This window comes from Halorubrum pallidum, assembly GCF_055380345.1.
This window is the reverse complement of record NZ_AP043945.1, coordinates 1,314,561-1,340,482: the sequence shown is the minus strand read 5'-3', so window position 1 is coordinate 1,340,482 and position 25,922 is coordinate 1,314,561. Positions and strand designations below refer to the sequence as shown.

At 65.2% G+C, this 25,922-nt stretch carries 26 protein-coding genes and 1 pseudogene; 16 read left to right on the top strand and 11 right to left on the bottom strand.

What is annotated here, in order from left to right; translation table 11 throughout:
- Positions 1-115 precede the first annotated feature (115 nt).
- Both ACZ45C_RS08535 and ACZ45C_RS08530 read left to right on the top strand, forming a co-directional pair.
- On the top strand, positions 116-1,747 hold the full coding sequence (locus ACZ45C_RS08535; protein ID WP_460558449.1) for a hypothetical protein: 1,632 nt from the start codon (positions 116-118) through the stop codon (positions 1,745-1,747).
- Positions 1,748-1,837: 90 nt separating this feature from the next.
- On the top strand, positions 1,838-2,743 hold the full coding sequence (locus ACZ45C_RS08530; protein ID WP_460558447.1) for a hypothetical protein: 906 nt from the start codon (positions 1,838-1,840) through the stop codon (positions 2,741-2,743).
- Between the two features lie 72 nt (positions 2,744-2,815).
- Here the strand turns inward: ACZ45C_RS08530 and ACZ45C_RS08525 are convergent, their stop codons facing one another.
- From ACZ45C_RS08525 to ACZ45C_RS08510, 4 genes are read right to left on the bottom strand one after another with little or no spacing between them, the layout of a single operon-like run.
- Positions 2,816-3,616: an energy-coupling factor ABC transporter ATP-binding protein gene (locus tag ACZ45C_RS08525; RefSeq protein WP_460558445.1), complete on the bottom strand. Its 801-nt coding sequence runs from the start codon at positions 3,614-3,616 to the stop codon at positions 2,816-2,818.
- Positions 3,604-4,416, bottom strand: a complete 813-nt coding sequence (gene cbiQ, locus ACZ45C_RS08520) for a cobalt ECF transporter T component CbiQ (RefSeq protein WP_460558443.1) — start codon at positions 4,414-4,416, stop codon at positions 3,604-3,606. The genes ACZ45C_RS08525 and cbiQ overlap by 13 nt, the downstream gene beginning before the upstream one ends.
- Complete coding sequence (locus ACZ45C_RS08515) at positions 4,413-4,712, bottom strand: PDGLE domain-containing protein (RefSeq protein WP_460558441.1); 300 nt, start codon at positions 4,710-4,712, stop codon at positions 4,413-4,415. Before ACZ45C_RS08515 ends, cbiQ begins: the two co-directional genes overlap by 4 nt.
- On the bottom strand, positions 4,709-5,365 hold the full coding sequence (locus ACZ45C_RS08510; RefSeq protein WP_460558439.1) for an energy-coupling factor ABC transporter permease: 657 nt from the start codon (positions 5,363-5,365) through the stop codon (positions 4,709-4,711). Before ACZ45C_RS08510 ends, ACZ45C_RS08515 begins: the two co-directional genes overlap by 4 nt.
- A gap of 118 nt (positions 5,366-5,483) precedes the next feature.
- Between ACZ45C_RS08510 and ACZ45C_RS08505 the strand changes: the two genes are divergently transcribed.
- From ACZ45C_RS08505 to ACZ45C_RS08485, 5 genes are all read left to right on the top strand, one after another.
- Positions 5,484-5,897, top strand: a complete 414-nt coding sequence (locus ACZ45C_RS08505) for a CopG family ribbon-helix-helix protein (protein ID WP_460558437.1) — start codon at positions 5,484-5,486, stop codon at positions 5,895-5,897.
- 139 nt (positions 5,898-6,036) lie between these two features.
- A complete protein-coding gene (locus tag ACZ45C_RS08500; RefSeq protein ID WP_460558435.1) occupies positions 6,037-6,267 on the top strand; it encodes a hypothetical protein in 231 nt (76 codons plus the stop codon).
- A 171-nt stretch (positions 6,268-6,438) separates the two neighbouring features.
- On the top strand, positions 6,439-6,654 hold the full coding sequence (locus ACZ45C_RS08495; RefSeq protein WP_460558433.1) for a hypothetical protein: 216 nt from the start codon (positions 6,439-6,441) through the stop codon (positions 6,652-6,654).
- Between the two features lie 210 nt (positions 6,655-6,864).
- The gene (locus ACZ45C_RS08490; protein WP_460558431.1) at positions 6,865-7,245 is read left to right on the top strand and encodes a DUF5805 domain-containing protein; all 381 of its coding nucleotides are present in this window, start codon (positions 6,865-6,867) and stop codon (positions 7,243-7,245) included.
- On the top strand, positions 7,238-8,272 hold the full coding sequence (locus ACZ45C_RS08485) for a tyrosine-type recombinase/integrase (RefSeq protein WP_460558429.1): 1,035 nt from the start codon (positions 7,238-7,240) through the stop codon (positions 8,270-8,272). The genes ACZ45C_RS08490 and ACZ45C_RS08485 overlap by 8 nt, the downstream gene beginning before the upstream one ends.
- Before the next feature lie 106 nt (positions 8,273-8,378).
- Here the strand turns inward: ACZ45C_RS08485 and ACZ45C_RS08480 are convergent.
- Both ACZ45C_RS08480 and ACZ45C_RS08475 read right to left on the bottom strand, forming a co-directional pair.
- A pseudogene (locus ACZ45C_RS08480) lies at positions 8,379-9,612 on the bottom strand (MFS transporter).
- Positions 9,613-9,678: 66 nt separating this feature from the next.
- A complete protein-coding gene (locus tag ACZ45C_RS08475; protein WP_460558427.1) occupies positions 9,679-10,176 on the bottom strand; it encodes a Rossmann-fold NAD(P)-binding domain-containing protein in 498 nt (165 codons plus the stop codon).
- A 148-nt stretch (positions 10,177-10,324) separates the two neighbouring features.
- Here ACZ45C_RS08475 and ACZ45C_RS08470 point away from each other — a divergent pair, with 148 nt between their 5' ends.
- Positions 10,325-11,620: an amidase gene (locus ACZ45C_RS08470; protein ID WP_460558425.1), complete on the top strand. Its 1,296-nt coding sequence runs from the start codon at positions 10,325-10,327 to the stop codon at positions 11,618-11,620.
- A gap of 99 nt (positions 11,621-11,719) precedes the next feature.
- On the opposite strand, the gene ACZ45C_RS08465 is transcribed toward ACZ45C_RS08470, so the two are convergent.
- Positions 11,720-12,961, bottom strand: a complete 1,242-nt coding sequence (locus ACZ45C_RS08465; RefSeq protein ID WP_460558423.1) for an allantoate amidohydrolase — start codon at positions 12,959-12,961, stop codon at positions 11,720-11,722.
- A 277-nt stretch (positions 12,962-13,238) separates the two neighbouring features.
- On the opposite strand from ACZ45C_RS08465, the gene ACZ45C_RS08460 reads away from it, so the two are divergent.
- Positions 13,239-14,045 carry an IclR family transcriptional regulator gene (locus ACZ45C_RS08460; RefSeq protein ID WP_460558421.1) on the top strand — a complete coding sequence of 269 codons (807 nt, stop codon included), beginning with the start codon at positions 13,239-13,241 and terminating at the stop codon, positions 14,043-14,045.
- Positions 14,046-15,207: 1,162 nt separating this feature from the next.
- On the opposite strand, the gene ACZ45C_RS08455 is transcribed toward ACZ45C_RS08460, so the two are convergent.
- Positions 15,208-15,897, bottom strand: a complete 690-nt coding sequence (locus ACZ45C_RS08455) for an HAD family hydrolase (protein WP_460558419.1) — start codon at positions 15,895-15,897, stop codon at positions 15,208-15,210.
- A gap of 160 nt (positions 15,898-16,057) precedes the next feature.
- Here ACZ45C_RS08455 and ACZ45C_RS08450 point away from each other — a divergent pair, with 160 nt between their 5' ends.
- Positions 16,058-17,197: a CBS domain-containing protein gene (locus ACZ45C_RS08450; RefSeq protein WP_460558417.1), complete on the top strand. Its 1,140-nt coding sequence runs from the start codon at positions 16,058-16,060 to the stop codon at positions 17,195-17,197.
- A gap of 53 nt (positions 17,198-17,250) precedes the next feature.
- On the opposite strand, the gene ACZ45C_RS08445 is transcribed toward ACZ45C_RS08450, so the two are convergent.
- The 3 genes from ACZ45C_RS08445 to ACZ45C_RS08435 all read right to left on the bottom strand — a co-directional run bounded on the left by ACZ45C_RS08445 (position 17,251) and on the right by ACZ45C_RS08435 (position 21,870).
- Positions 17,251-20,637, bottom strand: coding sequence for a S8 family serine peptidase (locus ACZ45C_RS08445; protein WP_460558415.1), 3,387 nt, complete (start codon positions 20,635-20,637; stop codon positions 17,251-17,253).
- 94 nt (positions 20,638-20,731) lie between these two features.
- Entirely contained in the window at positions 20,732-21,439 is a 708-nt protein-coding gene (gene radB / locus ACZ45C_RS08440) for a DNA repair and recombination protein RadB (protein ID WP_460558413.1), read from the bottom strand.
- A 224-nt stretch (positions 21,440-21,663) separates the two neighbouring features.
- Complete coding sequence (locus tag ACZ45C_RS08435; RefSeq protein ID WP_004595330.1) at positions 21,664-21,870, bottom strand: cold-shock protein; 207 nt, start codon at positions 21,868-21,870, stop codon at positions 21,664-21,666.
- 239 nt (positions 21,871-22,109) lie between these two features.
- Here ACZ45C_RS08435 and ACZ45C_RS08430 point away from each other — a divergent pair, with 239 nt between their 5' ends.
- From ACZ45C_RS08430 to ACZ45C_RS08405, 6 genes are all read left to right on the top strand, one after another.
- Complete coding sequence (locus tag ACZ45C_RS08430) at positions 22,110-22,805, top strand: SCO family protein (RefSeq protein ID WP_460558411.1); 696 nt, start codon at positions 22,110-22,112, stop codon at positions 22,803-22,805.
- Entirely contained in the window at positions 22,802-23,410 is a 609-nt protein-coding gene (locus ACZ45C_RS08425) for a TlpA family protein disulfide reductase (protein ID WP_460558409.1), read from the top strand. The genes ACZ45C_RS08430 and ACZ45C_RS08425 overlap by 4 nt, the downstream gene beginning before the upstream one ends.
- Positions 23,411-23,426: 16 nt before the next feature.
- Positions 23,427-24,092 carry a cytochrome c biogenesis CcdA family protein gene (locus ACZ45C_RS08420; protein ID WP_460558407.1) on the top strand — a complete coding sequence of 222 codons (666 nt, stop codon included), beginning with the start codon at positions 23,427-23,429 and terminating at the stop codon, positions 24,090-24,092.
- Positions 24,093-24,219: 127 nt separating this feature from the next.
- A complete protein-coding gene (locus tag ACZ45C_RS08415; RefSeq protein WP_460558405.1) occupies positions 24,220-24,876 on the top strand; it encodes an AIM24 family protein in 657 nt (218 codons plus the stop codon).
- Positions 24,877-24,888: 12 nt separating this feature from the next.
- Entirely contained in the window at positions 24,889-25,047 is a 159-nt protein-coding gene (locus ACZ45C_RS08410) for a hypothetical protein (RefSeq protein WP_460558403.1), read from the top strand.
- Positions 25,044-25,916, top strand: a complete 873-nt coding sequence (locus tag ACZ45C_RS08405; RefSeq protein ID WP_460558401.1) for a glycerophosphodiester phosphodiesterase — start codon at positions 25,044-25,046, stop codon at positions 25,914-25,916. Before ACZ45C_RS08410 ends, ACZ45C_RS08405 begins: the two co-directional genes overlap by 4 nt.
- Positions 25,917-25,922: the final 6 nt, after the last annotated feature.

Genomic DNA, 25,922 nt, shown 5'->3' with positions numbered 1-25,922 from the left:
TCGGGTGGGCGCCGCAACCGCGCCGCCGCGGAACCGAGAATCCTCCCGAACCTGGCGTTATCACGACCGACACCCGGCCCGTGGAATTTAAGCCCCTGCTCCGGGACAGATTTGTATGAGCGAACGGACGGAAGACGGGGCGACCGTCAACGAAGACGGCGTCCGCGTCGAGAAGTCTTTCACCGAGGACGCGTTCCCCGTACCGGCGGTGAGGTATGACCTCACCTCCAACCGCGAGGACGCCGTACGGGTGCGTATCGTCGATCAGATACCCGAGTCGTTCCCGATGGATCGGATCGGGTTCCACCCCGAGTACGAGAGCGACAACTGGACCGCGTACAAGGACCACCGCGTCGAATTCGAGCGCGTGTTGGAGCCGGGCGAGGCGGTTGAGACGGTGTTCGGGATCCGCGACGACGACCCCGACCTCGACGGCTTCCTCGAGACGCCGGTGATCGAGCACGTCCCGGTCGGCGAGGAGATCGAAGACGTGCTCGGGGCTGGCGACACCGACGCCGTCAGAGAGGTGTTGGCGGGCGATCGGACGACGCTACCCGGGATGGAAGAACCGATCGAGAGCGAGCCGGAACCGGCGGATGAAGACGCGTCGGAGCCGACCGGCGCGGACGCGCCAGACGCGGACGACGAGCACGACGAGCATGACGAGCATGACGACGTCGACCGCGAAGAGCCCGCAGAGCGAGACTCGCCCGCGCCCCGGACGGTCGACGACGACAACGTTGCCGCGGTCACGCCCCGCGACGACGCGGACGACGAGCGAGACGACGATCCCAAGCCGGACGTCGGGCCTGAAACACAAGGCGAACCCGAGCCGGACGACGATCCCGGTCCGGACGACGGTCCGGAAACACAAGTCGAACCCGAGCCGAGTGCGGGCCTCGACGGCGGAATCGCCGCCGCGCTCGCCGCGGAGATCCGATCGGGCGAGGCCGACGCCGAGGACATCCGAACGATCGAGTCCGAACTCGACGCCGGCGTCCCGCGAAGTGTTGACGTTCGAATCGGCCGCCTGCAGTCGAGCGTCGCCGACATCGAGGCGTACGCCGACTCGCTCGCGGAGTTCATCGACGGCGAGGGGACTGCTCGCGAGATCCTCGACGATCTGAACGACAAGGTCGATTCGGTCGAATCGGCGGTCGCGGCCCTCGACGACCGGGCCGACGAGGCCGACGCGGCCCGCACCGAACTGCGCGAGGAGCTGTCGCGCGTCGACGACGTCGTGACAGACGCCACGGAGGACGTCTCCGCGATCGACGAGCGCGTCGACGGAGTGGAGGCGTCCGTCGAGTCGGTGGAAACGGACGTGGACGCGGTCGAATCGTCCGTCGGGTCGGTCGAGGCGTCCGTGGAATCCGTCGAGGCGTCGGTCGACGCCGCGACGACGGACATCGCTCGCATCGACGAGGAGACGGACGATGTCGCTGAGTCCGTGGACCGACTCGACGACGACGTGGAGACGTTGTCCGAGGAACTCTCTGCCGTCGAAACCGACCTGGACGCCACCGGAGATCAGGTCGACGACATCGAGTCGCGGCTCGGCCGGTTCGACGAGGAGTTCGACGACCTGTGGGACGACCTCGCAGAGGTCGACACGCGCCTGACCGACGTCGAGGGCCGGCTCGGCGACGATCTGGACGACATCGAAGCCGAACTCGACGCGATCGACGATCACCTCGAAGAACTCGAAGCGTTCAGAGAGCGTCTCAACGAGGCGTTCGGTCCGTAAGAACGTACACAGGAGCCGTTCCGGTGTGCACGGATTGACACGCAGAGACAAAACGCAACCCGTTTTACCCGCGGCGACGGACCTCCGGCAATGAGCGACCCGGTTCCGGTCGCGGTCCCCCGGAAGGGGCGGCCGCTCGAAGCGGTCCTCGAACGGATCGCCCGCGTTGGGGACGACGACCGGCTGGACCGACTCGCGGACCGCGTCAGCAACACGCTTCGGTACGAAAAATCGATCACGAAGGGCCGAACGGAAGCCGACGACGGCCCCTACGAGCGGCTCGCGGACTACTCGCACCCCGGCGAGCCGAACAGCCCAGAGTTCACGCTGATGCGCGACGACCGCGACGGGAAGCCGCGACGGATCGTCTTCGACGCGGCGACGGTCGATCTCGGTGACACGCGACTGAAGCTCGTCGGGCGCGAGGAGCCGTTTCGCGCCCTTCGGACCCACGAGTTCGCGCTGGGGTTCGACTCGGCGGACCTCGTGTTAGAGGAGGTCGTCGGTATCCGACCCGACGGACTGGGGACCATCGCAGACGTCAACCAGCGGATCGATCCGGTCGACACAGACGTGCGTGTCGTTAACGGCCTCGGTGACACGGTGTATCACACACTCATGGGACACCCGTCGGAACTCGACCTCGGAACCGACCTCGACCGCGAGTTCCTCACGTCGTACACCGGACCGCTGTGCATCTCGCCGCGGTACGAGCGGCTGGTCACGGCTGTGTTGGGTACCGACGCACTGGAGGGCGTCGAGTTCGTGTATCCTGCTCACGATGAGGAGGAAGAAGCCGCGGTCGCGCGGACCGGTCTCGGCGTGTATCTCACGGTGACCGGCTCGACCGCCCGCGACCACGGGCTCGTCGTCGGCGAGCACCTCTTCCCCAGCGAGACGGTGCTGATGCGTAACACCGCCGAGAGCGACGACGAAGTCGACCGTGCGGCCGATCTCGTCACCGTCGACGAGGCCGCCTCCGATATCCGGGTCTGAGAAGGACAGGCGTCCGAGCCTCGTCAGGAGATCGTTAGAGGTCCCTCAGAGGTCTCTCAGAGGGATGCGCTCCTACCCCAGTTCGTCTACGAGGTGTCGCCGCGCCGCGGCAACGGTCAACGGGATTTCGTCGCCGTCGAGAATACCCTCGAACAGTTGCACGGCGGCCGGCGGCCGGAGACCGTTCGCCCGCAACAGATCGCTATCGGTCAGGATCTCCCTGGCCGGTCCGTCCGCGGCTATCGAACCAGATTCACCGACGACGACCACGCGCTCGGCGAGTTCGGCCGCGAGGTCCAGCGACGGTGTGAACACCACCACGGTCCCCTCGTGGTCGGTCACCAGTTCGCGGACGCGTTCGCGGTAGTGGGCATCGACGGCTCCGAACGGCTCGTCGAGCAGCAGCACGTCCGGGTCGAAGGCGAGGACGCTCGCCACCGCGGCCCGTTGTTTCTCCCCTCCCGACAGCCGGAACGGCGGCCGATCGAGCAGATCACGCAGTCCGAGGTGGGCGGCGAGCCGGGCGATCCGTTCATCTGCCGCTCGCCGCGACATCCCGAGCTGTGCCGGTCCGTATTCGATGTCCTCGCGGACGGTCGTGTTGAAGAGGTAGTCGTCCGGATCCTGCAACAAGACGCCGAGCCGATCCCTGACCCTGTCGGCGTCCGTCGTCTGATCGAAGTACCGGACCGTCCCCGCTGACGGCTCGACGAGGCCGCCAAGTGCGAGCTGCAGCGTGCTCTTTCCCGACCCGTTCGCGCCAACGACCGCGATCCGTTCGCCCCGTCCGATGGAGAGCGTCACGTCCCGGAGCGCCGTCGTTCCGTCCGGGTACTCGTGTGTCAGCGCGCGCGCGTCGATCACGGGCTCCATCGGATCACCACCGAAGCGGCGACCGCCGAAGCAGACAGGAGGGCCAACGCGAAGTCGTACCGATCGATCGCCCGGGAACGGCCGTACGGCGACGGCGGTCGGGCACCGCCGCGGGCCCGCATCCCGCGTCCGACGCGCTCGCCGCGGTCGAGCGTTCGCAGCAGGAACGTCCCCGCGATCCGCCTCGCGTCGCGCCATCCGCCCTCGATTCCCGATCGCCCGGTCGTCCGGCTGTTGCGCGCGAGGACCAGTCGCTGTAGCTCGTCGAAAAACAGGAACAGGTACCGGTAGGTGACGGCGATCACCCACACGAGCGCGACCGGGACTCGAAGCTCGCGCATCGCGGCGACCACGGCCGAAAACGGCGTCGTCAACACGACGAGCGACAGGAGCGCGACGCCGACGCCGACTCGAAGCGTGAAGGCCACGACGTACGTGACGCCGGCGTCGGTGACGGTGACGCCGAACAGCTGCACGAGGGCGTCTCCGGGGATCAACGCCGCCTGCGGAAGGACGACGAACGCGGACGCGAGCGGGACGACGGCCGACCGCGCGAACAGCCGTCGGAGCGGAACGACCGACAGCCTCGCCAGCGCGACCGACACGACGCCGAAGGCGAGCGTCACCGCGAGCGTTCGCGTGATCATCACCGCGAGCGCGAGCCCGGCCAGCGAACACAGCGACACCCGCGGGTCGCGCCGCTGTAGGAACCCGTCGCTTTCGGCGACTCGCTCGGCCGTGAAGACCGACCGGAGCGCCCCCGTGACGGACGCTATCGAGCGACCGAGAACGCCGGTCACCGTTCTAACAGCTTTCCGACCGCGAGCGCGAGTGCGAGCGTGAGCGCCGTCCCGACGACGGCCGACGCGAGCGTGCCGGCCGGAGCGCCGAGGCCCGGCACGGAGTAGTCGGGGAACACGCCGGTGACAACGGGGGCGGCCGCGCCGGTAGCGCCGGTCGCCTCGGCGGCGTTTTCGAGTGGCTCGGCGTAGCCGACGACGCCGGACGCCCAACCGAACACGGGAGCGAGAACGACGAGGGCGAGGAGGCCGAGGAGCGCCCGTCGTCCCCACGAATCCCACGCGAGCGCGTTCACAGGCCAACCTCCGGAGAGAGCGTCTCGTCGGTGGTCCGACCGAGGACGAGGTCCGGTCGGGCGTCCGCGACGTAGCCGTACACGGCGGCCGTGATCGCACCCTCGACTGTCCCCAACAGCGCGTGTCCGGCGACCATGATCGGCACGGTTACGCCCAGTTCGTACGCGAACGCTGACGATGCCCCGACGCCGACGCCGACTGCGAGCGCGCTCGCGGTGATCGCTCCCCACCCCGCGATGAAGGCGGCACCGGTCTCGTGGATGCCCCTGAGCGCGCGAAAGATAGCGTAGCCGACGAGCACGTCGACGATGGCCATCGCGAAGAGGTTCGCGCCGAGCGCGATGATCCCGCCGTCGCCGAACACGAGGGCCTGAATCGTCACGACGGCGGTCATCGCCAGGACCCCGAGAGCGGGACCGAGGAGGATTCCGGCGAACGCGCCGCCGACGAAGTGAGCGCTCGTTCCGCCCGGAATCGGCCAGTTCAACATCTGCGCGGCGAACAGTCCCGCCGCGACCACGCCGAGGAGCGGCGTGCGCTCGTCGCCCAACTCGTGGCGGGCCCGCCGCACGGCGATGCCGATCACGACGCCGGAGCCGAGCCAGAAGAGCCCCGCCACAAGCGGATCGAGGAATCCGTCCGGAATATGCATATACGCCTATTGATATCCAACACAGCCATAATACTTCTCCTCTTAATCGTAATACTATATGAGGTGCCGGAGCGCCGGCACCGCGGCTACTATTACCCGACTGCCGGAACAACACCGCATGAGCGAAGACGTCGACCGGATGAGCGTCACGCTGCCGCCGACCCTCCTCAACGAGCTTGACGGCGTCGTCGACGTCGGCGAGTACGACAGCCGATCCGAGGCGACAAGAGACGCGCTTCGGGCGTTCGTCACGGACTTCAACCGTCAGACGGGTCTCTCCGGAACTCTCCGGGGAACGGTGGTCGTGCTCTACGACCACGACCACGGCGGCGTGACAGACGAGATGACCGAACTCCAACACGAGTTCACCGAGACGATCATCGCGGTGCACCACGTCCACCTCAGCGGTGACCTCTGTTTGGAGTCGATCGCCGTCGACGGAACGGGCGAGCGGATCGAGGAGTTGCTCTCCAGAATCCGCCCGCTCAAGGGCGTTCATCGGGTGGAACTCACCGTTGTCGACGCCAATTGAGATCCCCGCCGAAGGGGCGGAGCGTTCTCTGGGTTTTGTAAAATCGAGCCTTGGAATGAGCCCGCAGAAATTGAGTCGCACCGACCCGTATCGAACGATATAGCACTATGAAGTTTATCTGTCGCGGAGAGATCGCTGCATGAGCGACGACGAGGACGTTTTCGAGACGAAGATCGTCGTTATCCGCGGGACCGGCAACAACGACCGAGACAAGTTCACGACGAAGATCACCGCTCGCGACGCTCACGGACCGCGTCGAGCGCGTCCGCGAGCAAACGGCCAACTGGGCGGACGAGTTTCGATCGATCCAACCGACCGAGGACGGGGACTGCATGACGATCAGTCGAGTCTCGGAGGTGTCGAGAGTTGAGTAGCACTGTTACCGGCGGCCGGATAGGTGAATTCTGGTGCCCGCGGTGTCAGCGGCGTTGCACGCGAGCAGCCGACGGAACGGAGTACGGCCACCAACGTGGCCACAGAGTCGGTGAAGAACGGTGTCCGCGCCGACCAGAGAGGTGGACCAAACTCGAGGACTGAAAGGATGAGCGCAAGCGTCGACGATCCGCGAGACATCGAACTCCCGGTTCGCTGGCGGAACTGGCCGTACGGTGCTCGGTCCGAGTACCTGACGGTCACCCTCTCGCGCGCCGACCTGTTCCGCGCGATCGTGCTCGAAGTTGAGCCCGATGACGTCGACCCCGAGGACGTCGACGATCAGAGCCGGTTTAGCAAAACCGACCCGCCCGAATCGCCCTGAAACTCGGCCTGTACCGACCATGATTATTCCCGAATTCTGTACCCACACCGCTATGACCGCTAATCCCGAAATCCCGTACCGTGAATCGGCTTATCTAGAAAATATGGGCCGCCGTTACCGTCAAGAGGCGGGACCACAAGACGAGATAAACTTACTTATCCGTAACTATGGGATACATTGAAGTCGACGGCGAGAAAACGGGCAAGCGAGATGAGCGACGACCGCCGTTCGGTGAAAACGTACGTCCCCGCCGAACAAAAGGATCGGTGGCAGGCCCACGCGGACGAACTGGATATGTCTCAAAGCGAGTTCGTTAGAACGATGGTACAGGCCGGGAGACGAGGGTTTTCTCTCCCTGAATCGTCGAGAACCGCGGAGACTCCTTCTGCGGACGAAACCCCTAGGAGTCACGACCTCGAAGCGCAGGTGGAACGGGTTCTCGCCGAGGGGGTGCACTCGTGGGAGGAACTGGTCGACGCCTTGCTCGGCGACTTCGAGGACCAACTGGAGGATACGCTCGACGCGCTGCAGGATCGAAACCGCGTTCGATACAACGGTCGGCGAGGGGGGTACGCACTCGTCGATGAGTAGCACCCGCGCCCCGGCCGACATCGACGATCCGATCGGCTACTTCATCGAGGACCTGACCTACCACGGGAAGACGTCTCGAACACGCGAGTCGTACGAGCGCGTTCTCCGGCAGTTCGAGGTGTTTCTCGACGACGCATCGGCTCCTGAAACGGCCACACACCGCGACTGTATGGCGTTCATTCACTCGCTCCGGGGAGATGTAGCCGACAGCACTGTGGCCACGTACGCGGCGTATCTGCACCGATTCTACGGGTATATGACAGAGGTCGGCGCGTTCGACGGGAACCCGATGACGCTGGTCGTCGAGGAGATGGACGAGACGATCGACACGGATCCGGCCCGGCGAGACATCTCGATCCCCGCGATGCGGACGTTCGTGTCCGATATCACCCACCCGCTTCACCGCGCTCTCGTCGTAACGCTGTTGAAGACCGGGATGCGAGTCGGCGAGTGTTGCAACCTCGATCTCCGAGACATCGCTATCGACGATGACGAACTGAACGAGGCGTACGATATCGGAGACAGGGCGGTACTCTCTGATCGTCCGAATTCGGCATACGTGACGCCTAACGCGACCGTCGGTGAGGAGTTGAACGGCGAGATCCGCTCGGCGTCGAACAAGCGCAAGCGCAGTACCGTGATCCCCGTCGACGACGAGCTGGCACGGGTTCTCAAGGCGTGGCTCGCGATTCGACCGGATTGCTCTTCATCGGCCAATCCGCTTTTCGTCGGTACTACGGAAAGGTGGGGATCGCGACTCGATCCGCAAGCGGTACGACACATCGTCGAACGATACGCCCGAGAAGCGGGCTGGTACCGAACCGGGGGCGGTGCCGCGGAAAACGTCACGCCACACTACTTTCGACACTTCTTCACCACGCATCTACGAGATCGGACCGGTGACCGCGGCGTGGTCAAGTATCTCCGCGGCGACGTCGCCGACGACGTGATAGATACGTACACCCACGATTGGGGGAACCAAGTTCGCGAGACGTACGAAGCGAACATATACTCGTTGCTTGAGTGAGATGTCACGGGGAATTGTGACTGTGCAGTGAGACAGAATTCCGATCAGGATGGAACAAATAAATTGTATATCGCTATATCAACATGGGGTGCGGTCGACTCGCGTCTCACTCAGTCACCCACAGTCCCACCGCTCCGATAGTAGCGATCACGAGCACAGCCGCGAGCAGTCCGAAGGCGACGCGGAAACTGAACGCGTCGACGACGAGTCCGACGGCGCTCGGAGCGAGGGCGGTCACGCCCATCAACAGCGACCGAAAGACGCCGAGTCCGCCACCGGTGATCCGGTCAGGGAGCAGTTCCGTCAGATACGCTCCTCGGACGGGGTTGAATCCGTGTGCGCCGAGACCGAAGAGAGCGATCAGGGCGCAGAGCGCGAGCAGACCGGCGTCGGGCACGAAGACGATTGCCCACAACGCGGCCGAGGCGACGCCGGCCGTGATGACAAACACCGGAAATCGACCGATCCGGTCGGAGATGTCGCCAGAGACGAGTTGAACGAACGCCATCCAGAAGAACAGCGAGTACAGGAGGCTCGCAGTCGTGGTCGACAAACCGGACACCCGAGAGAGGTACAACGGGAGGAATGCAAGCATCCCGTTGTTCGCGAACGCCACGCCGATGGAGACGCACACGAACACGCCGAAGCGCGCGTCCCGAAGCAGTCCGAGGTACGCACTGATACCCGGATTCGTACCGGCTGGCTCTGCGCGTTCGCGGGCGTCCTCCGAGAATCCGCCGCGGAACCGAAGGCCGAACAGCACCGCCAGCGTGAGCGCCGCGAGGCCGGTGCTCAGGAACACCGCGCGCCAGTCGGCTCCGGGCAGTACGTCGAGGAGTCGCGCGATCACGGGTGGTGCGGACAGAAACACCACCACGGCCGTCGGCGCGACCACACCACCGAACGTACCGAGCGTATCGTGTATCCCGAGCGCGCATCCCGTCCGTTCGGGATACGAGCGGGCGATGAGTCGCACGGCGACGGTCTTGTGAACGCCCGTACCGGCACCGGTGACGAGCATCGCCGCCACGAGTACCGGAAACGGTGAATCGACGACCAACGCCAGCGCGCCGGCACCGGCGACCGTCACGCCGCCGACGACGAAGCGAACCGAGCCGATCCGGTCCGCCACTATCCCGCTGGGAAACTGCATGAGCGCGTACGATCATGAATCCGGTGAACGCGCTTCCGATGGTCGCGTTGCTGATCCCGTACATCATCTGCAGTGGCTCGAACAGCGGCGGAAACACGTACCGCACGAATTTCGCGAGAAACCAGATGATTGAAACGAATACGAGCACGTCATAGTCGCCGAGTCGCTCGTCCGGTAGTCGGTCCATTGGTGTCTGTGAGGATAGGCGTCAGTTGACTCCACGGGTTTCGGGCTGCCGCCGGCTCGGCGCCGGTCAATATCCGTCGACGGAAGTCGGTGTCGTCGCGCGCTCGCCCTGCAGGTACCGCGCCCCGAGCGCCGCCATCGCTCCGGTCCGCATACCGCTCACGACCGCGCCGTCCATCACGGCCAGCGGTCGGCCGGTGTCGGGATCGCTCAAGACGAGTATCGGTCCAGAGCGCGGTGCCGACGCCTCCGCTGGCCGGGGAGTGACGGAGCCGTACCACTTGACTCCGACCGCGTCGACGTCTCCCCCGACGTACGCGGGCATCGCGCCGAAGCGGCTCCCCGGTCTGAGTCGCTCGGCGTCGGCGGCGGCCAACCCGTCCGGAAACGTGGTCATGTGTCCGTGCAAGTAGTGACCGTTCTCGCCCATCACGACCCGGTTGCCGTCGTACAGTTCGAAGACCTCGTCCATTCGGTCGACGCAGCGATTCGCGTCCGTCGCGCTGGCGTCGAGCGCGGCCTCCTGAGAGAGGAACCGCACCTCGTCGGGACTGTCTAGCACCATCGTCGGCGGCAACGACGGAGACAGTCATAGCTGTTCCGGCGGGGAACCGACGGAGCCGGCGTTGGCCGAGGCGATGAATGGCTCGAATGTAGCGGCAAAATATAGCGAATGCGACCGATATACAAACACCGGCGTGGCAGCTAGTGCCGTGTTATACCAAGAGCCATTGGCGGACGTCGCAGACGACCTGCGAAGCGGGCGGATCGACCTCGACGCGTATGTAGACGAACTCGAAGAGCGGGCGGCCGCCGTCGACCCCGATATCGAATCCCTCGTCGCCGAGGACGGTCGGTGGGAGCGTCTCAGAGACGAGGCGGCCGCGCTCGCCGAACGATATCCGGATCCCGCCGATCGCCCGCCGCTGTACGGCGTTCCCGTCGGTGTGAAAGACATCTTCCACGTCGAAGGGTTACCCACGCGCGCCGGGTCCGACCTCCCGCCCGAGGTGATCACGGGCGAGGAGGCGACCGCCGTGACGGCGCTTCGGCGTGCCGGCGCGCTCGTGTTGGGTAAGACGGTGACGACGGAGTTCGCGCACATGTCTCCCGGTCCGACGCGGAACCCGCACGACACGGACCGGACGCCCGGTGGGTCGAGCAGCGGGTCGGCGGCGGCGGTCGCGGCCGGACTGTGTCCGGTCGCGTTCGGGACGCAGACGATCGGCTCCGTGATCCGCCCGGCGGCTTTCTGCGGGATCGTCGGGTACAAGCCGAGCTTCGGTCGGATCTCGACGGACGGCGTCATCCCGCTGTCGGAGTCCGTCGACCACGTCGGCGTCTTCACGCAGGACACCGCCGGGTTGAGTCTCGTCTCCCCCCTGCTCTGTGACTCGTGGCGGACGCTGCCGGCGCCGACGGAGATGCCGACGATCGGCGTCCCGGAGGGCGCGTACCTCGAACAGGCCTCCGACGTCGCGCTCGACGCGTTTGAGGACCACCTCGACGCGCTGATCGCGGCCGGGTACGACGTGGTCCGCGTCGACGCGATGTCCGATATTGACGCGGTCAACGAGCGTCACCAGCGACTCGTCGCCGCCGACGCCGCCGTCGCCCACGAAGACTGGTACCGAGAGTACGGCGAGCGGTACGCAGAGGAGACGAGCGAGCTGATAACCGAGGGACTGGAGGCGACAATGGAGACGGTCGCAGTCGGGCGGCGGAGCCGCGGAGCGCTTCGACGGGATCTGACCGATCTGATGGGCGAACGCGAGATCGACCTGTGGATCGCGCCCGCCGCTCCGGGGCCGGCTCCGGAGGGAATCGACAGCACCGGCGACCCGATACTGAACCTGCCGTGGACGCATTCCGGACTCCCAACGGTCACGGTCCCTGCGAGCAAGACGGGCGAGGGACTCCCGCTCGGCGTGCAGTTCGCGGGGCACCTCGGTGCTGACGAGGACGTGCTTCGGTGGAGTCACGGCATCTCGGACGCCCTCTCAGACTGAGGGTCACACGAGTTCGGGCCCGCCGCCGCGTATGGCGGACGATCCCTATCGTGTCAACAGACCAGTCAGACAGCGGTTCGGTTGTCCGGTCGGGACGAATTACTCATCCGTTGGCATCGCCGTCGAGAGCGTAGCGTTCGCGACGGTGTTCACCGCCTTGTAGCAGTCGTTCCAACTCGTGAACTCCTCTGAGGTGTGGCTTTTCCCGTCCTCGCTGACCGCAAAGACCATCGCAGCGTCACACACCTCGTTGACGTGGGATGCGTCGTGGTTCCCGCCGCTCAAGAGACGCATGCTCTCGTATCCGAACTCGTCGGCGACGCGCTGGACGGTCTCGACGCACCGGGTGTCGAACTCGGCGCCTTGAGTCCGAGCCATTTCCTCGACCTCGTAGTCGACGCCCTCCCGTTGTGCCGCAGCCTTCGCCTCCGCGGACAGTTGGTCAACCGCCCGCTCGACCACGCCGTCGGACGGGTCACGAACGTCCCACGTCACCGTGGCCGTTTCCGGGATGATGTTGATCGAGTCGGGCTCCACCTCGATGGAACCGACCGTTCCGACCGTCCGTTCACCGATCCGCCCCGGGAGCCGCCTGATGTGTACGAGGAGTTCGGCCGCCGGAACGCCGGCGTCGTAGCGCAGATGCATCGGCGTGCTTCCGGCGTGGTTGGCCTCTCCCGTGAACGTCACCTCGCCCCACGAGAGCCCGACGACGCCGGTCACGACGCCGACGTCGCTCTCGCTCTCGTCGAGGTTGGGTCCCTGCTCGATGTGGAGTTCGTAGTACGCCTCGTACGCTTCGGTCGGTTCGGCGGGGGCGTCTCCCCGGTAGCCGATTCGCTCTAACTCGTCGACCAGCCGAACGCCGTCGCGGTCAGTTCGGTCGTACTCGGTCTGCAGGTCGAACTCGCCGGACCACACGCCGCTTCCTTGCAGTCCCGGCTGGAACCGGGATCCCTCCTCGTTGGTCCAGTTGACGATCTCTATCGGATGGCTGGTCTCGATACACTCGTCGTCGAGCGTCCGAAGCAACTCGAGCGCTGCGACGACGCCCAGTTGTCCGTCGTAGATGCCCCCGTTGGGCTGTGAATCGAGATGCGACCCGATCAACACGGGAGCCGCGTCCGGATCCGTTCCCGGACGGCGACCGAAGATGTTTCCGAACGCGTCGATCCGGACGGTCAGATCGAGCGCACGCAGTTGTTCGACGAACCAGTCCCGCACGGCCTTGTCCGCGTCGGAGAGCGCGAGCCGGTGGAGTCCGCCGTCGTCGGTTCCGCCGATCGCCGCCTGCGTTTCCATCGCGTCCACGAGGCGGTCCTTGTTGAGTGCAACCGTCACAAGTGCGCCAACACGGAGCACGATAATAACCGTATCGCTCACCTCATCGAAGGGATCACGAATATTCGCCCGTTTTGATGGCTCTATCACCGTGTTCAGCCAGCCGGAACAGTGAGAAAACCAACTGCCACACAGATGGAGTTCTATCGGGTCCGAAGCCATATAATTAGACATACACCGTACTTTTCTCAGAGTTGCTATCTAGTAATAGGGTAGAAAAAGAATATTATTCCGTATATGGGAACAGTTAACACGTCCGGATGACGTCAGTCACGATATGAACGATGCTGCCAGAAGCGAGGAGTCGGGAACGCGAACGTCGGTGTCGAGATCGATCGACATAATCGATACGTTCGTCCGACGGGGGAGTTTGGGTGTGACGGAACTCGCGGAGACGCTCGATCTCTCGAAGAGCACCGTACACGCCTATTTAAAAACGCTGAAGCAGTCTGGGTACGTCGTCAGGGACGGTGAAAAGTACGCGCTCGCGTACAAATTGTCGCTGCAGGGAGAGGCGGTTCGGAATCAGAGCCGACTCTTTCGAATCGCCCGTGACGAGATAGACGATCTCGCCGCCGAAACTGGACTGTACGCGCACCTCACCGTGACAGAGAACGGACGCGGGATCAATCTGTATCAGTCGAAGGGGGACGCCGTCGGACGGTACGACTATCAGACCCAGAAGGTACAGCAGCCCGAACCGTTGCACGTGACCGCCACCGGCAAAGCGATACTCGCGGCCCTCTCTCGAGAGAGCGTCGAATCGATCCTCGACCGTCACGGGCTCCCCGCCAGAACGGAACACACCATCACCGATAGCGACGCGCTCTTCGACGAGCTCGAACAAATCCAAGAACGCGGATACGCGTACAACGACGCCGAAGAGATAGAGGGGTTTCGAGCCGTCGGCGCGTCGATACGCGGACGGGACGGCGAGGTTCTTGGAGCACTGAGCGTGTCCGGCCCGAAGAGTATACTCCACGGCGAACGCTTCCGCGAAGAGAGCACAGACGCCGTGACCCGGACCGCGAACCTGATCGAGGTGACGATCAACATGTCGAGCACGTTCCAGTCCGATTCGTGAACGGCGACGCTGTTCTCGCCGCGTATCCGAACAGCGTTCAGCACACCTGAACGGACGCGTCGGCCGGCTCGTCGGCGTTCGCCCTCCCGAACACATATTCATTACAACTATACACCTGTAATGTTCTCCGTCGAAGGCGGGTCAACGCCCGCCGCGCTCAGATCGGTGGACAGCATCCCACGTGATGTGTTCTCACTAGTGCATCACGCTCACGGAGCGAGACACGGGGGCAAACACACCAGCACTCGATCGAAACGCGTAATGAGATCCGTTCGATATACATAGAATACAAATATAACTAAGAAAATTGGTAATTAAGAATCGAACACGGTCGAGAGAAGAATTACATCGGCGTGCACACGAATGCACGACAACCGGCGGCGTTCGACGGCCCGCACCGCTTGCTGTCGCTCGCGAGGTGTTTCGCTTAGTGGTCGATATAGTTGTGAATTGCGGTAAAAAAGTGCAATAATATCCAAATATCCGTTATTTTAGCAGAATAACAGATAATATGAGAGTTCAGTTGAAGGCGAGAAAGATACCGTCTTTCATGCCGGTCCCAGTGACACGGACATCCGAGCGCTCCGTCGACACTAGCGCAGGTACCTGTCGAAATCTCTGACTCGCACGGCGCAAATAAATAATGGAATTCATATATATCTATAGAACTATCTGATATCTAATTATTATACGTGCATCGCTCGACTGCAAAAACGCGGAGGATTTCTCGTCTAGTGGAGTCGAGTACACTGACGGTTCTCATCCAGATTGAGACCGGTTCGAGATCGAGGCCGGACCGTGTGTGCCGAGGATGTCGTGCCGTTCAGCGTTTTCGAGGTGGAGCCTCCGGCCGGAGCGCGAGGGGTTCCGACGCTCAGTCGGAAGCGCGACGCGAGTAGGCCGGAGAGGAAGCCGACACGAGCTTTCGCAACCACTATGTTACACCATATCTCATTGCCAGTTAGTGCTGTGCGTCCACAAGTGGCGCGCAGTACGGGCCGCAGTACCCCGGCCCTGAATGGTGGGTTTGTCGACCCCGAAGGGCGTCCGGTAGGCGGGGCGCACAAGACGCCCCGTCGCGCCAACCGAGGGCGAAAACCACATCAAAGCCCCACCCTCAACGAGCGAGGCCGCAAGGCCGAGCGAAGTAGGGTGGGGTCGGTTACGTCTCGTCTTCCCGGCTGTCGTCTACCGGTGCCCGTCCGCAGATGGACACGAGGTCGTGGAGGTCGTCGATCTCGTAGGTCGGCTGGCAGGTGAGTTCCGTCGACCGGCGGTGGGGACGTCGGATGAACGCGGAATCGATACCGGCGTTGTCGGCCGCGCGGATGTCGGACTCGTTGTCTCCGACGAAGACCGCCGTCTCGGCGTCGAGCGCGTCGAGCGCGCGTTCGAGGTAGTACGGAGAAGGCTTCTTCCGTGAGAGGCTCGCTATCGACGGTTCCCGGCCGTACGTGACCTCGAACCGGTCGGACAGGCCGAAGTGGTCGAGCACGGCGTCCACAGTCGCCTGCTGGTTCGAGGAGACGACCCCGAGTGAGGCGTCGAGGTACCGAAGCGCGTCGACGTCTTCGTAGGGAGTCTTCTGACCCTGCCGCGCGGCGGCGATCTGTGCTGCCGACGCCACCTCGTCACGTATTCGCCAGAACTCGGTCGGATCCAGCGCGTATCGCTCGCAGATGGTCGCGAGCGTCGCGGGGTCGACGCCGACGGCGACATCGTCGACATGGGCCAGATCCGGATCCTCGACGCCGGCGCTCACGAACGCGTCCCAGGCGGCCTCCCGGAGCGTGTCGAACGAGGTCCGCCCCACGAGTACCCCGTCTTTGTCGAGAACGACGGCGTCGTACACGCACCTATATCCGTCGGTAACCGGCAAAAACCTTTCACCCCGTGACGTACGCGATGGATCAATCCGCATCGTAATCGAAGATCACACCGTGGAGTCTCTCGCTCGGCGCGATGACTCCCGCACTTTCAATACCCGGCCCGTCGAACTTCCAGACTGGACTATGAATATCGTTGATATCGCAGCGCCGGAATACGTCGAAGTGGAGGTCGATGAGCGGCTCGCCAAGGTCCGTTCTATCTTCGAGCGGGAGAACCCGAAGGGGATCATCGTCGTGGAAGACGGCGAGTACGTGGGAGTCGTCGGCGAGAAGCAGCTCATGCGCTCGCGCATGGAAGACGACACCAAGGTGTCGGCCGTGATGAAGCCGGCACCGGCGGTCGACCGACACGAGGACATCCGCGAGACGGCTCGGCTCCTCGTCGAGGGCGACGTGAAGATCGCGCCCGTGTACGAGGGCGAGAAGCTCTACGGTATCATCACGGTCGACCAGATTCTGGAGGCCGTCATCGACAGCCTCGACGCGATCACCGTCGCCCAGATCGCGACCGAAGACGTGATCGGGATCAGCGAGAAGGACAGCATCGGCCGCGCGATCAACCGGCTCCGTGAGAACGGCATCTCGCGGCTGCCGGCCCTCGACGAGGACGGCCATCTCGCCGGCGTCGTCACCACGAACGACATCGTCGAGTTCGTCGTCCGCGACCAGGAGCGACAGGGGAGCGGCGACCGCGCCGGCGACATCGACCGGATGCTCGACATCCCCGTCTACGACATCATGTCGAGTCCCGTCGTCACCGCCACCGCCGACGAGACCGCGCAGGCCGTCGTCGAGCGGATGTTCGACAACGACGTCTCCGGGCTCGTCATCACGCCCGACGACGCCGACACGGTCGCCGGCATAGTGACCAAGACCGACGTGCTGCGCGCGCTCACGTTCACCGAACAGGACTCGATGGACGTGCAGATCACCAACGTCGACCTCCTCGATACGACCACCCGCGAGCACATCGTCGAGTCCATCGAGCAGGTCGCGGACAAGTACGCCGCTATGCACGTGATCCACGCCCACGTCCGGCTCCACGCGCACAAAGAGAAGCTCCGCGGCACTCCCCTGATTCAGTGTCAGATCCGCCTCCGTACCAACGAGGGACAGGTCGGCGGCTCCGGCGAGGGCTACGGCGCAGAACACGCGTTCCACGTCGCGCTCGACAAGCTAGAGCGGAACGTCCTGGAGATCAAAGGCGTCAACGCCGACGAGGAGTACCGCGGACAGCTCCTCCGCAAGCTCGGAGAGCTGTAGTCGCAACCCACGTTTTCGACGCGCCTCGAGGCTCCACCGCCGATTTCCTCACCTCACGGTTCTCGTCTCGCGACCAGCGCCGCCGCGAGCAGTGCGACGACGGCGATCACGGATCCGAAGCCGGGAACGCTTCCGTCGGTCGTTTCCGACTCCCCTTCCGTCACTCCCCCTTCGTCCGGTGACCCTTCCGAGGCTCCCTCGGTGTCGGAGCCGCCGCCGATCCCACTCGCCGCGTCCGAGCCGCCCGAGTCGTCTCCGTCGTCGGCGGCGTCTGTCGGCGACTCTTCTGCCGTGTCTTCGGGGTTTTCGTCCGCTTCGGTCTCGTTGGCGGTTCCGTTTTCCGGTTCCTCCGGTTCGTCGTTGACGGGCGGTGCGAGTCCGCCTCCGCCGCCACCTCCACCGCCTCCGCCGCCGCCACCTCCATCGTCTTCAGCATCCGGAGCAGGACCCCCGCTTTCGACCGTAGTCGCCTCGGTTACGGTGAACGGTTCCGAGTCCGAGTCGTCCGCCGTCGACGCAGTCAGTTGGTACGTTCCGGTGTCGGCGTCGTCGGGGATTTCCACCGCTGCCGACGGGGTGCTCGTCGCGCCGACGGCGAGGTCCGAGACAGTAACCGGATCGGCGCTCCCCGCGGGATCGACGGTGAACGAGACGGTGGCGTCGCCGGTCGCACGGCCGTCATTACGCAGCGAGACGTCGAACGATCCGACGGTTCCACGCTCGATCTCGGACGGACCGGAAACGTCCGTGACCGTGAACACCGCTCTCGGTTCGAGCGAGACGTTCCGTTCGACGGTTCCGTTCGGTTGGAGGGTAACCGTTCGATCCTCGCCAGCGTAGCCGTCAGCAGCGAGTGTCAGGGTGTACTCTCCGCGGGACGCCTCTGTGAACTCGTAGCTCCCGTTCGCGTCCGTCTCGTTCGAGAGCGATCCGCCTCCGCGTCTGCTCGCCGTCACAGACGTGTCCGCAATCGGTTCGCCGTCGGTGGCGTTCGTCACCGTGCCGAACATCGCCCCGGGGAGCGGGTCGACCGCGAGGCCCGGGTCGGTCGTCACGTTCGGTTCGACGGCGACGCTCGTCTTGGTCGCCGAGTCGAAGTCCGGCGCGGTCGCGGTGAGGTTGTACGTGCCCGGTCGGAGCGAGAGTGAATACATGCCGTTTTCGTCCGCTTCGACCGCGGCGACACTTGCATTCGTTTCGTCTGTGACGGACACTGTGGCGTTCTCGGGCGCTGCGAGCCCGTCGCTGGCCTTCACGACGCCGGCAAGGGTCCCGTTTCGGAGCGTTAACGAGAAGTTCGCGGTGGCGGTGCTGCCGGAGCCCGACAGCGTCACCGACGCGTTCGACGGTCGATAGGTCGCGTTGCTCGCGGTGACGTTCAGATCCGTAGCCGGCACGTCGACCTCGTATGTTCCGTCTCCCTCGCTCACGGTCTCGCCGACCTGCTCGCTCCCGTTCCGGACGACCACGTCGATGTCCGTGAGGGGTGTATCCGTCTCCGCGTCGGTGACGGTGCCGTTCACCGTCCCGACCGCATCTGCGACACGGATCGGCGCGGTCTCGTTCTCTTCCGGAGAGAAAACTCCGAGTTCCATTGCTCCGGTCGGGAAGCTGTCGGGGACGGTTCCGTTCAGCGTCACACTCGTTGTGTTGCCCGCTCCGAGCGACACGTTCGTCTCGTTGAGTGTCGTGTTCGTCCCGTCGTCGGGGTTCGTGAGACGGAGTTCGACGGTTCGATTCTCACCGGCGACTCCGCCTCCGTTGGTGACGTTCGCCGTCGCTTCGACCGTCGCATTCCGCTCGACGATCGACGCGGTAGAGAGATTTGACACTTGATAGTACGGTCGCACTTCCGACACCGCCGCAAAGCCGTCGACGATACCGGTTCCGTAGCGGTCGTCGGGCCCAGTTTCGTTTTCCGGATGGTTCGCGGTGTCGCGAAGGATGTCGTAGAGTTCTCCGTCCGTGACAGTCTCTGAACTCGCAGATATAATCAGCGCCGCGACGCCGGAGACGTGCGGTGCAGCCATCGAGGTACCGTCCCTCCTGTTGTACGTGCCGCCCGGTTCGGTCGAGTACACGTCAACGCCGGGTGCAGACACGTCAGGCACGACGTATTCATCGGGCCAGTCGCCTGGAGCGTCCGATCCCCACGCTTCGGAGGTGTCAACAGTCTCACCGCTAGAGAACGACGCGACACTGCGACTGTCATCAACGGCACCGACGGCGAGGGAGTCGTAGACGTTGGCGGGAGTGCTGGACGTTCCTTGGCCTATATTCCCCGAGGAAGCGACGACGACGGTACCGGCCGAGCGCGCGTTTCGTACGGGGGTGATGAAATCAGAATAGTATCCGTCTGCACCGAGACTCATCTGAATCACGTCCGCTTGCTCCCCGACGACCGCCGGGTCCAGTGCCGCCTCCATCCCTCCGATGATGCGACTGAATTTGGCGCTTCGATCGTCGCCCGGGAACACCTTGATCCCGTGAACCGTCGCCTCGGGTGCGACGCCGATCGCCGTGCCGCTCGCGTTCCCCCCGGCGACCGTCCCGGCGACGTGCGTGCCGTGTCCGTTCGGGTCGTACGGGGTATCGCTCGACTGATTGACGCCGCCGTTCTCCTCGATCTCCGCCCACCCGCTCACCGTCAGATCCGGGTGGTCGGGGTCGATTCCGGTGTCGAGTACGGCGACCGTCGCACCCTCACCGCGCGTCTCGAACGTCTCCCACACCTCGGGTGAGCGAACCATCTCGACGCCGTAGGTGGCGTCGGTCGACGCGGTGGAGACGGTCTGTGCCGTCGGTGTCGGTGAGTCGACCGATCCGGTCATCGACCCGGGCCCGCCGCTCCCCGCGCTCGCGGACGCCGCGGACGCCGCGGAGTCGAGTTCGACGCGGAAGTTCTCGTGGACGCGCTCGACACCGGGAACCTCGAGGAGCCGGTCGATCGGCACGCGATCTGTGTCGACCGTGACCAGTTTCGCGTTCGCGAGCCAGAAGCTCCGCTCCACCGAGATCGCGCCGTTTCCCGACGCGAACCGCTCGAACTCCGCCTGCGCCCCCTCGGCGTTCGTTTTGAGGTCGGTCGTCGAGACGCTGGCTCCTCCGTTCGCCCGGTCCTGTTGGATCTGTGCGGTGTCCCCGAACCGCACGACGATCTCGACCGTTCCGTTCGTCGACCGGAGTCCGGGTCCGATCGCGTCCCGGTCGGTGCGCGAGCCTTCGCCGGCGGCCGCCGCGTGCGAGACGGACGGTGCGGTCGCTTCGTCGCCGATAGCACCGCCCGCTCCCGCCCGGGTTCCGTCCCAGTCGGCGGCGGCACCTGTGACGCCGGTCGGGTCGAGGCCGGCAGCGACCGCCGCCGGCGTGACCGTCGCCACGAGGACGCACATGACGACGAGTACGGCCGCGATCGACGCTCGACGCCTCGATTCGCTCATTGGAGACTAGCTAGACGCAGCGCGGTTAAATTTCGCGTTTGGATTGTGACCAAAAATGACAGCAAGACTGTACGACCCGCCGGTCAAACGTCGGTCAAACGTCGGTCCCTTCGGCGAGGCCGTCGGAGACTATCCGGAACGTGGCCGAGTCACCGGCCGGTTTCGATCGGTGCTTTTCGAGACTCGCCCGACGGTTCCCGCCTCTGAAGCGGTCGACGCGGACGATCGCACCGGTCCAGTGGTTGAGCGTGTTGCCGCCGAGCGCGCGGTCGCGGTCGCTGTCGGGGTCGGTGAACACCTGATTCGTGATCACGACGGCCAGATCGTGTCGGCGGGCCAGAGAGAGGAGGTGTGTGACCTGCTTCGCCACCGCTCGGAGCGAGTCACCCGTCTCGACGTCGTCGGCCCGTTCGAGGCGATAGAATCCGGTTGCCGAGTCCAACACGATCAGGTCGATCTCGGCTGCAAGTTCCTCGGCGTCGCGGACCGCCTCACGCTGGTCGTCGAAGTCGTACGCCTCGGTGATCACGAGCCGAGAGGCGACCTCTTCGATCGTTTCGTCGGCGTCCGGACGGTCGAGCCGCCCCGACGCCATCTGCTCGAAGCGATCGATCGAGAGCCCCTCGGTGTCGATGTAGAGCGCGCGATCGCCGCCGGCCGCGACTTCGACAGCGGCCGCGAGCGCGAGATTCGTCTTCCCCGCCGCGGGCGGTCCGTACACCTGCGTGACGACACCGCGTTCGAAGCCGCCGCCCAACAGGTCGTCGACCGGACCGCAGCCGGTCGGGATCGAATCGGTCACGGCCGTATCTCGGCCGCGCTCGTATTTAAACGGTCGATCGGGCGTGCCACACACGTACCGGGGCTGTGAGTCGGGCACGTGCGAGACTGTCGGCGCGTGCGAGACTGAGAGCGGTACGGTGCCGGCCGCCGAAAGAGACGGAACGATGTCACTCGCTCGGTAGCGAGTGCGTGAGAAATCGGAATCAGTCGCCGGTCGCGTCGAGCGACGACAGGATCCGGTAGTTAGTTACGAACGAGGTTCGTCGCGCGGGGTCCCTTGGGGGAGGACTCAATGTCGAACTCCACTTCCTGGCCCTCTTCGAGGTCCGGGCCGCCGACGTCTTCCATGTGGAAGAACACGTCTTCGTCGTCGTCGAGATCGCCGTCGTCAGTCGAGATGAAACCGTAGCCGCCAGTGTCGTTGAAGAAGTCAACCTTACCGTTTGCCATTGCAAACAAACGTACTGCCCGTTCGGGGATAACGCTTGCGAGGGTCACGGTACCACGACCTGTGACGGCCGGTCGTGAATTGCAGGCCTTCCACACCGCCGACGGTAGACCGTTTGCGCCCGCCCGTGGTGGGTTCGACGGCGTCGCGTCGCCGCGGAGCGACGCGGATCGGCTGTGTTCACCGCGTGCAACCAGCCGCGAGGTTCATTTACGAGCATCCACGAGACTGTGGTATCCACATGGATCGCCGCACCTATCTCCGGTCTGTCACCGCCGTGACCGGCGTCACCGCCACCGCCGCAACCGCCGGGTGTCTCGGAGCGCTGGGGTCCTCCGGGGCCGAGGGGACGGTTCTCGGTCCGCCGGAACGGGACCTGAGCGAGGCCGCCCACCCGAGCTACGGCGACGAAATGCCGAACTTCACGGTTCCCGATCCGCTCACCGGCGAAGAGATCACCGTCGCCGACTACGAAGGCGAGCGCGCGGTCCTCTGGACCTCGTTTTACACCCACTGTCCCGACGGCGTCTGTCCGGCGCTCATCCTCCGGCTGCGGCGCGCGCAGGCGGCCGCCGCCGAGGGGGAGTACGGTGACGAACTCTCGCTTCTGCCGCTCACGTTCGATCCCGAGCGCGACACCGCCGAGGTCCTCCGCGAGTACGCCGGCCAGCAAGGCGTCGATCTGGACGCCGGTAACTGGCACTTCCTCCGGCCAGAGAGCTACGAGGCGGGCCAGTCGCTGATGGAGGAGAACTTCGGGCTCGTCATCGAGAAGACCGAGGCCGACCAGTACGAGAACCTGGAGTACCGGTTCCCTCACTACGGGCTGATCCTCCTCGCGAACAAGCAGGGGATCGTCGAGCGGGCGTATCCGAGGGGACCGCAGACGGACATCGAATCGCTCGTCGACGACGTCGAGCGGGTGGTCACCGCGTGAGGCGCCGAGACCTGTTGGCCGGACTCGCGAGCGTCGGGATGCTCGGTGGGGCGGGCGCCGTCGCGACGGGCGGGATCCCCGCCTCGCTCGGCGGAGGTGCCCCCGAGAGGGAAACCGATTCCCTCGGCGAAAACGGTTCTGACGGCAGCGGGTCCGGTGACAACTCACCGGAGCCGATCGAACCGGTGACGCTTGAGACGGTCGACGCGCCCGGGAGCCGCGACGGAGAGGTGACGCTTCCCGCACCCGACCGACCGACGTTTGTCGACTTCTTCGGGACGTGGTGTCCCCCCTGTGCCGAGCAGATGCCGGCGCTCGCGGAGGCCAACGATCGGATCGGCGACGAGGTGCTGTTCGTCTCGGTGACGACGGAGCCGGTCGGCAGATCGGTGAGCGAAGAGACGGTAGTCGACTGGTGGACCGAGCACGACGGTGACTGGCTCGTCGCAGCGGACGTGACCGCCGAGTTCGCGGCTCGGCTCAACGTCGGCGGCTACCCGAGTGCGCGCGCCGTCGACGCGACGGGTCGAGTGCGCTGGGCGACTTCTGGGACGCACACCACGGAGGAGTTCGTCACCGGCATTGAAACGGCGATCGACCGATGACGGGACGGCGCGACCGATGACCGACGTCTCGCTCGCGACCAACGTGCCGTTCGCGCTGGCCGCCGGTGTGGCGACGTTCTTCTCGCCGTGCGCGTACCCGCTGTTGCCGGGATACGTCGGCTTCTACGTGAACTCCGTCGACGCCGACTCCGCATCGGTCCTCGGGGCGGGGGTGCGCGGCGTCGCGGCCGCGGTCGGCGTTCTGGTGACGTTCGCGCTGCTCGCCGGCGCCACCGTCCGGATCGGCTACTCGACGCTCTCGAACATCACCGTCTTCGAGACGCTCGTCGGCGCGCTGCTCGTCGCGTTCGGCCTGCTCGTGGCCGCCGGACGGGCCCCGTCGATCTCGGTTTCACTCCCGAAGCGCCGCGCCGGCGTGCTCGGTTTCGGCGTGTTCGGCGCGGGATACGCCCTCGCCGGTGCCGGCTGCGTCGCGCCTGTGTTCCTCGGCGTCGTCGCTCGCGCGATCGCGCTTCCCACGGAGACCGCGATACTCGTCGTCGGCGTCTACGCCGGCACCGTCGCCGTCCTGATGGCCGCGACGACCGTCGCGACCGGCGTCGGACTCGTGAGCAACGCCACCCGCGTGATGGCACACGCCGACCTGCTGAAGCGCCTCGCCGGCGCGGTGATGGTCCTCGCCGGGATCGGACAGTTGTACCTCGCACTCGTCGTCTACTGACGTGCGCCGCGCGCCGAGGCCGGAACCGAAGACCGAGCGCACCATTCAAATACCATACGGGAGAACCACGACGTAGCCGAGCGCCACGGCCGCCACGGCCGACTCGGGCGCCTCGGTCCCCGCGCACATGAATCTCGATCAGTTCACCTCCGCGAACGCACCGACCGACAGCGCCGAACCCTTCCGGCGCGAGAATAGCTACACTCTCGACGTCGACGTCGACGGCACCGTGATGGCGAAGGCCGGTTCGATGATCGCGTACACGGGCGACGTGTCGTTCACCGGGAAGGCCTCCGCCGAAGGCGGGATCACCGGCTTCCTCAAGGAGGCGGCAACCGGCGAGGGAACGCCGATCATGGCCGTCGAGGGAGCGGGTCACGTCTACTTCGCCGACGGGGGCAAGAAGGTACAGGTCATCGAACTGGACGCCGGCGAGTCGATCACGGTAAACGGCGAGGACGTCCTCGCGTTCGAGGATTCACTGTCGTACGAGATCAGCACGATAGACAGCCTCGCCGGTTCGTTCGCCGGGGGCTTCAGCAACGTCTACCTGCAGGGCCCCGGTTACGTCGCGCTGACGACTCATGGCGACCCGATCGTCTTGGAACCCCCGGTCGCGACGGACCCAAGCGCGACCGTCGCGTGGAGTGGAACCTCTCCGAGCGTCGAGGTCAACCGCAGCCTCTCCGACATGGTGGGTCAAGAATCCGGCGAGCGGTACCAGATGCGGTTCGACGACTCCGACGGGATCGTCGTCGTCCAGCCGTACGAAGAGCACGTCTGAACGTGGGCGACGATGGACGAAACCACCGAGAGCGGCACCGAATCCACTGACGACGGAGACTGGGCAGAGACGGAGTCAGACGACGACTCGCCCGGCGTCTTCACCCGAGTCAAGACGGTCGTCACGGAGTCGGTCGGCGTCGTCGTTGACGCCGTGATCGACGCCCTATGATAGGGTCCGGCGACGGGAAGCCGGCGCTCGTCGCCCACCGCGGGTTCGCGGGCGAGAATCCGGAGAACACTGTCGCGGCCGTCGAGGCGGCGACCGCGACCACACCGACCGAAACACCGGGTTCGGTCGTGTCACCCGACCCGACCCGCCGACGGGCCGACTGGATCGAGGTCGACGTCGTCCCCACCGCCGACGGCGACATAGTCGCGATCCACGACGTCGAACTCTCGGGGAGCGACCGCCGCGACGGAGCGGTCGATCTCACCGACTCGACGGGGATCGTCTGGGAGACCGACACCGCGACCGTCACGAGCGCGACGGTGTTGGCGAGCGACGAGACCGTTCCGCTTTTCGCGGACGTGCTCGACGCCGTTCCCGCCGATGTCGGCGTGAACGTCGAACTCAAGAACCCGGGGCGATGGGACCTCCGGCCGGGCGAGAAACTGGACGGAGACGCGCTCGCGGCGCGGACGGCCGTCTGGCGACCGTTCGTCGAACACGTGCTCGCCGTCGTCGACGCTCATCCGAACGACCGCCTGTTCTCGTCGTTCTGCGAGGGCGCGCTCGCGGCGATCAGAGAGCTGTCTTCGGCTCCGGTCGCACCGCTCGTATCAGACTCGATCGACGACGGACTCGCCATCGCGCAAGAGCACGACGCCGAGGCGGTCCATCCGCCGATCGACGCGATTCGAGGAACGCCCTTTTTCGACGCCGCGAGGTTCGGTCACGCTGACATCGTCACGACTGCGCACGCGAACGGGCGCGCGGTGAACGTCTGGACCGTCGAGACCTGGTATCAGGCCGATCGCCTCGCGTCGGCCGGCGTCGACGGTATCATCGCTGACTACGCCGCGGTCGCGACCGAGTGACCGCGG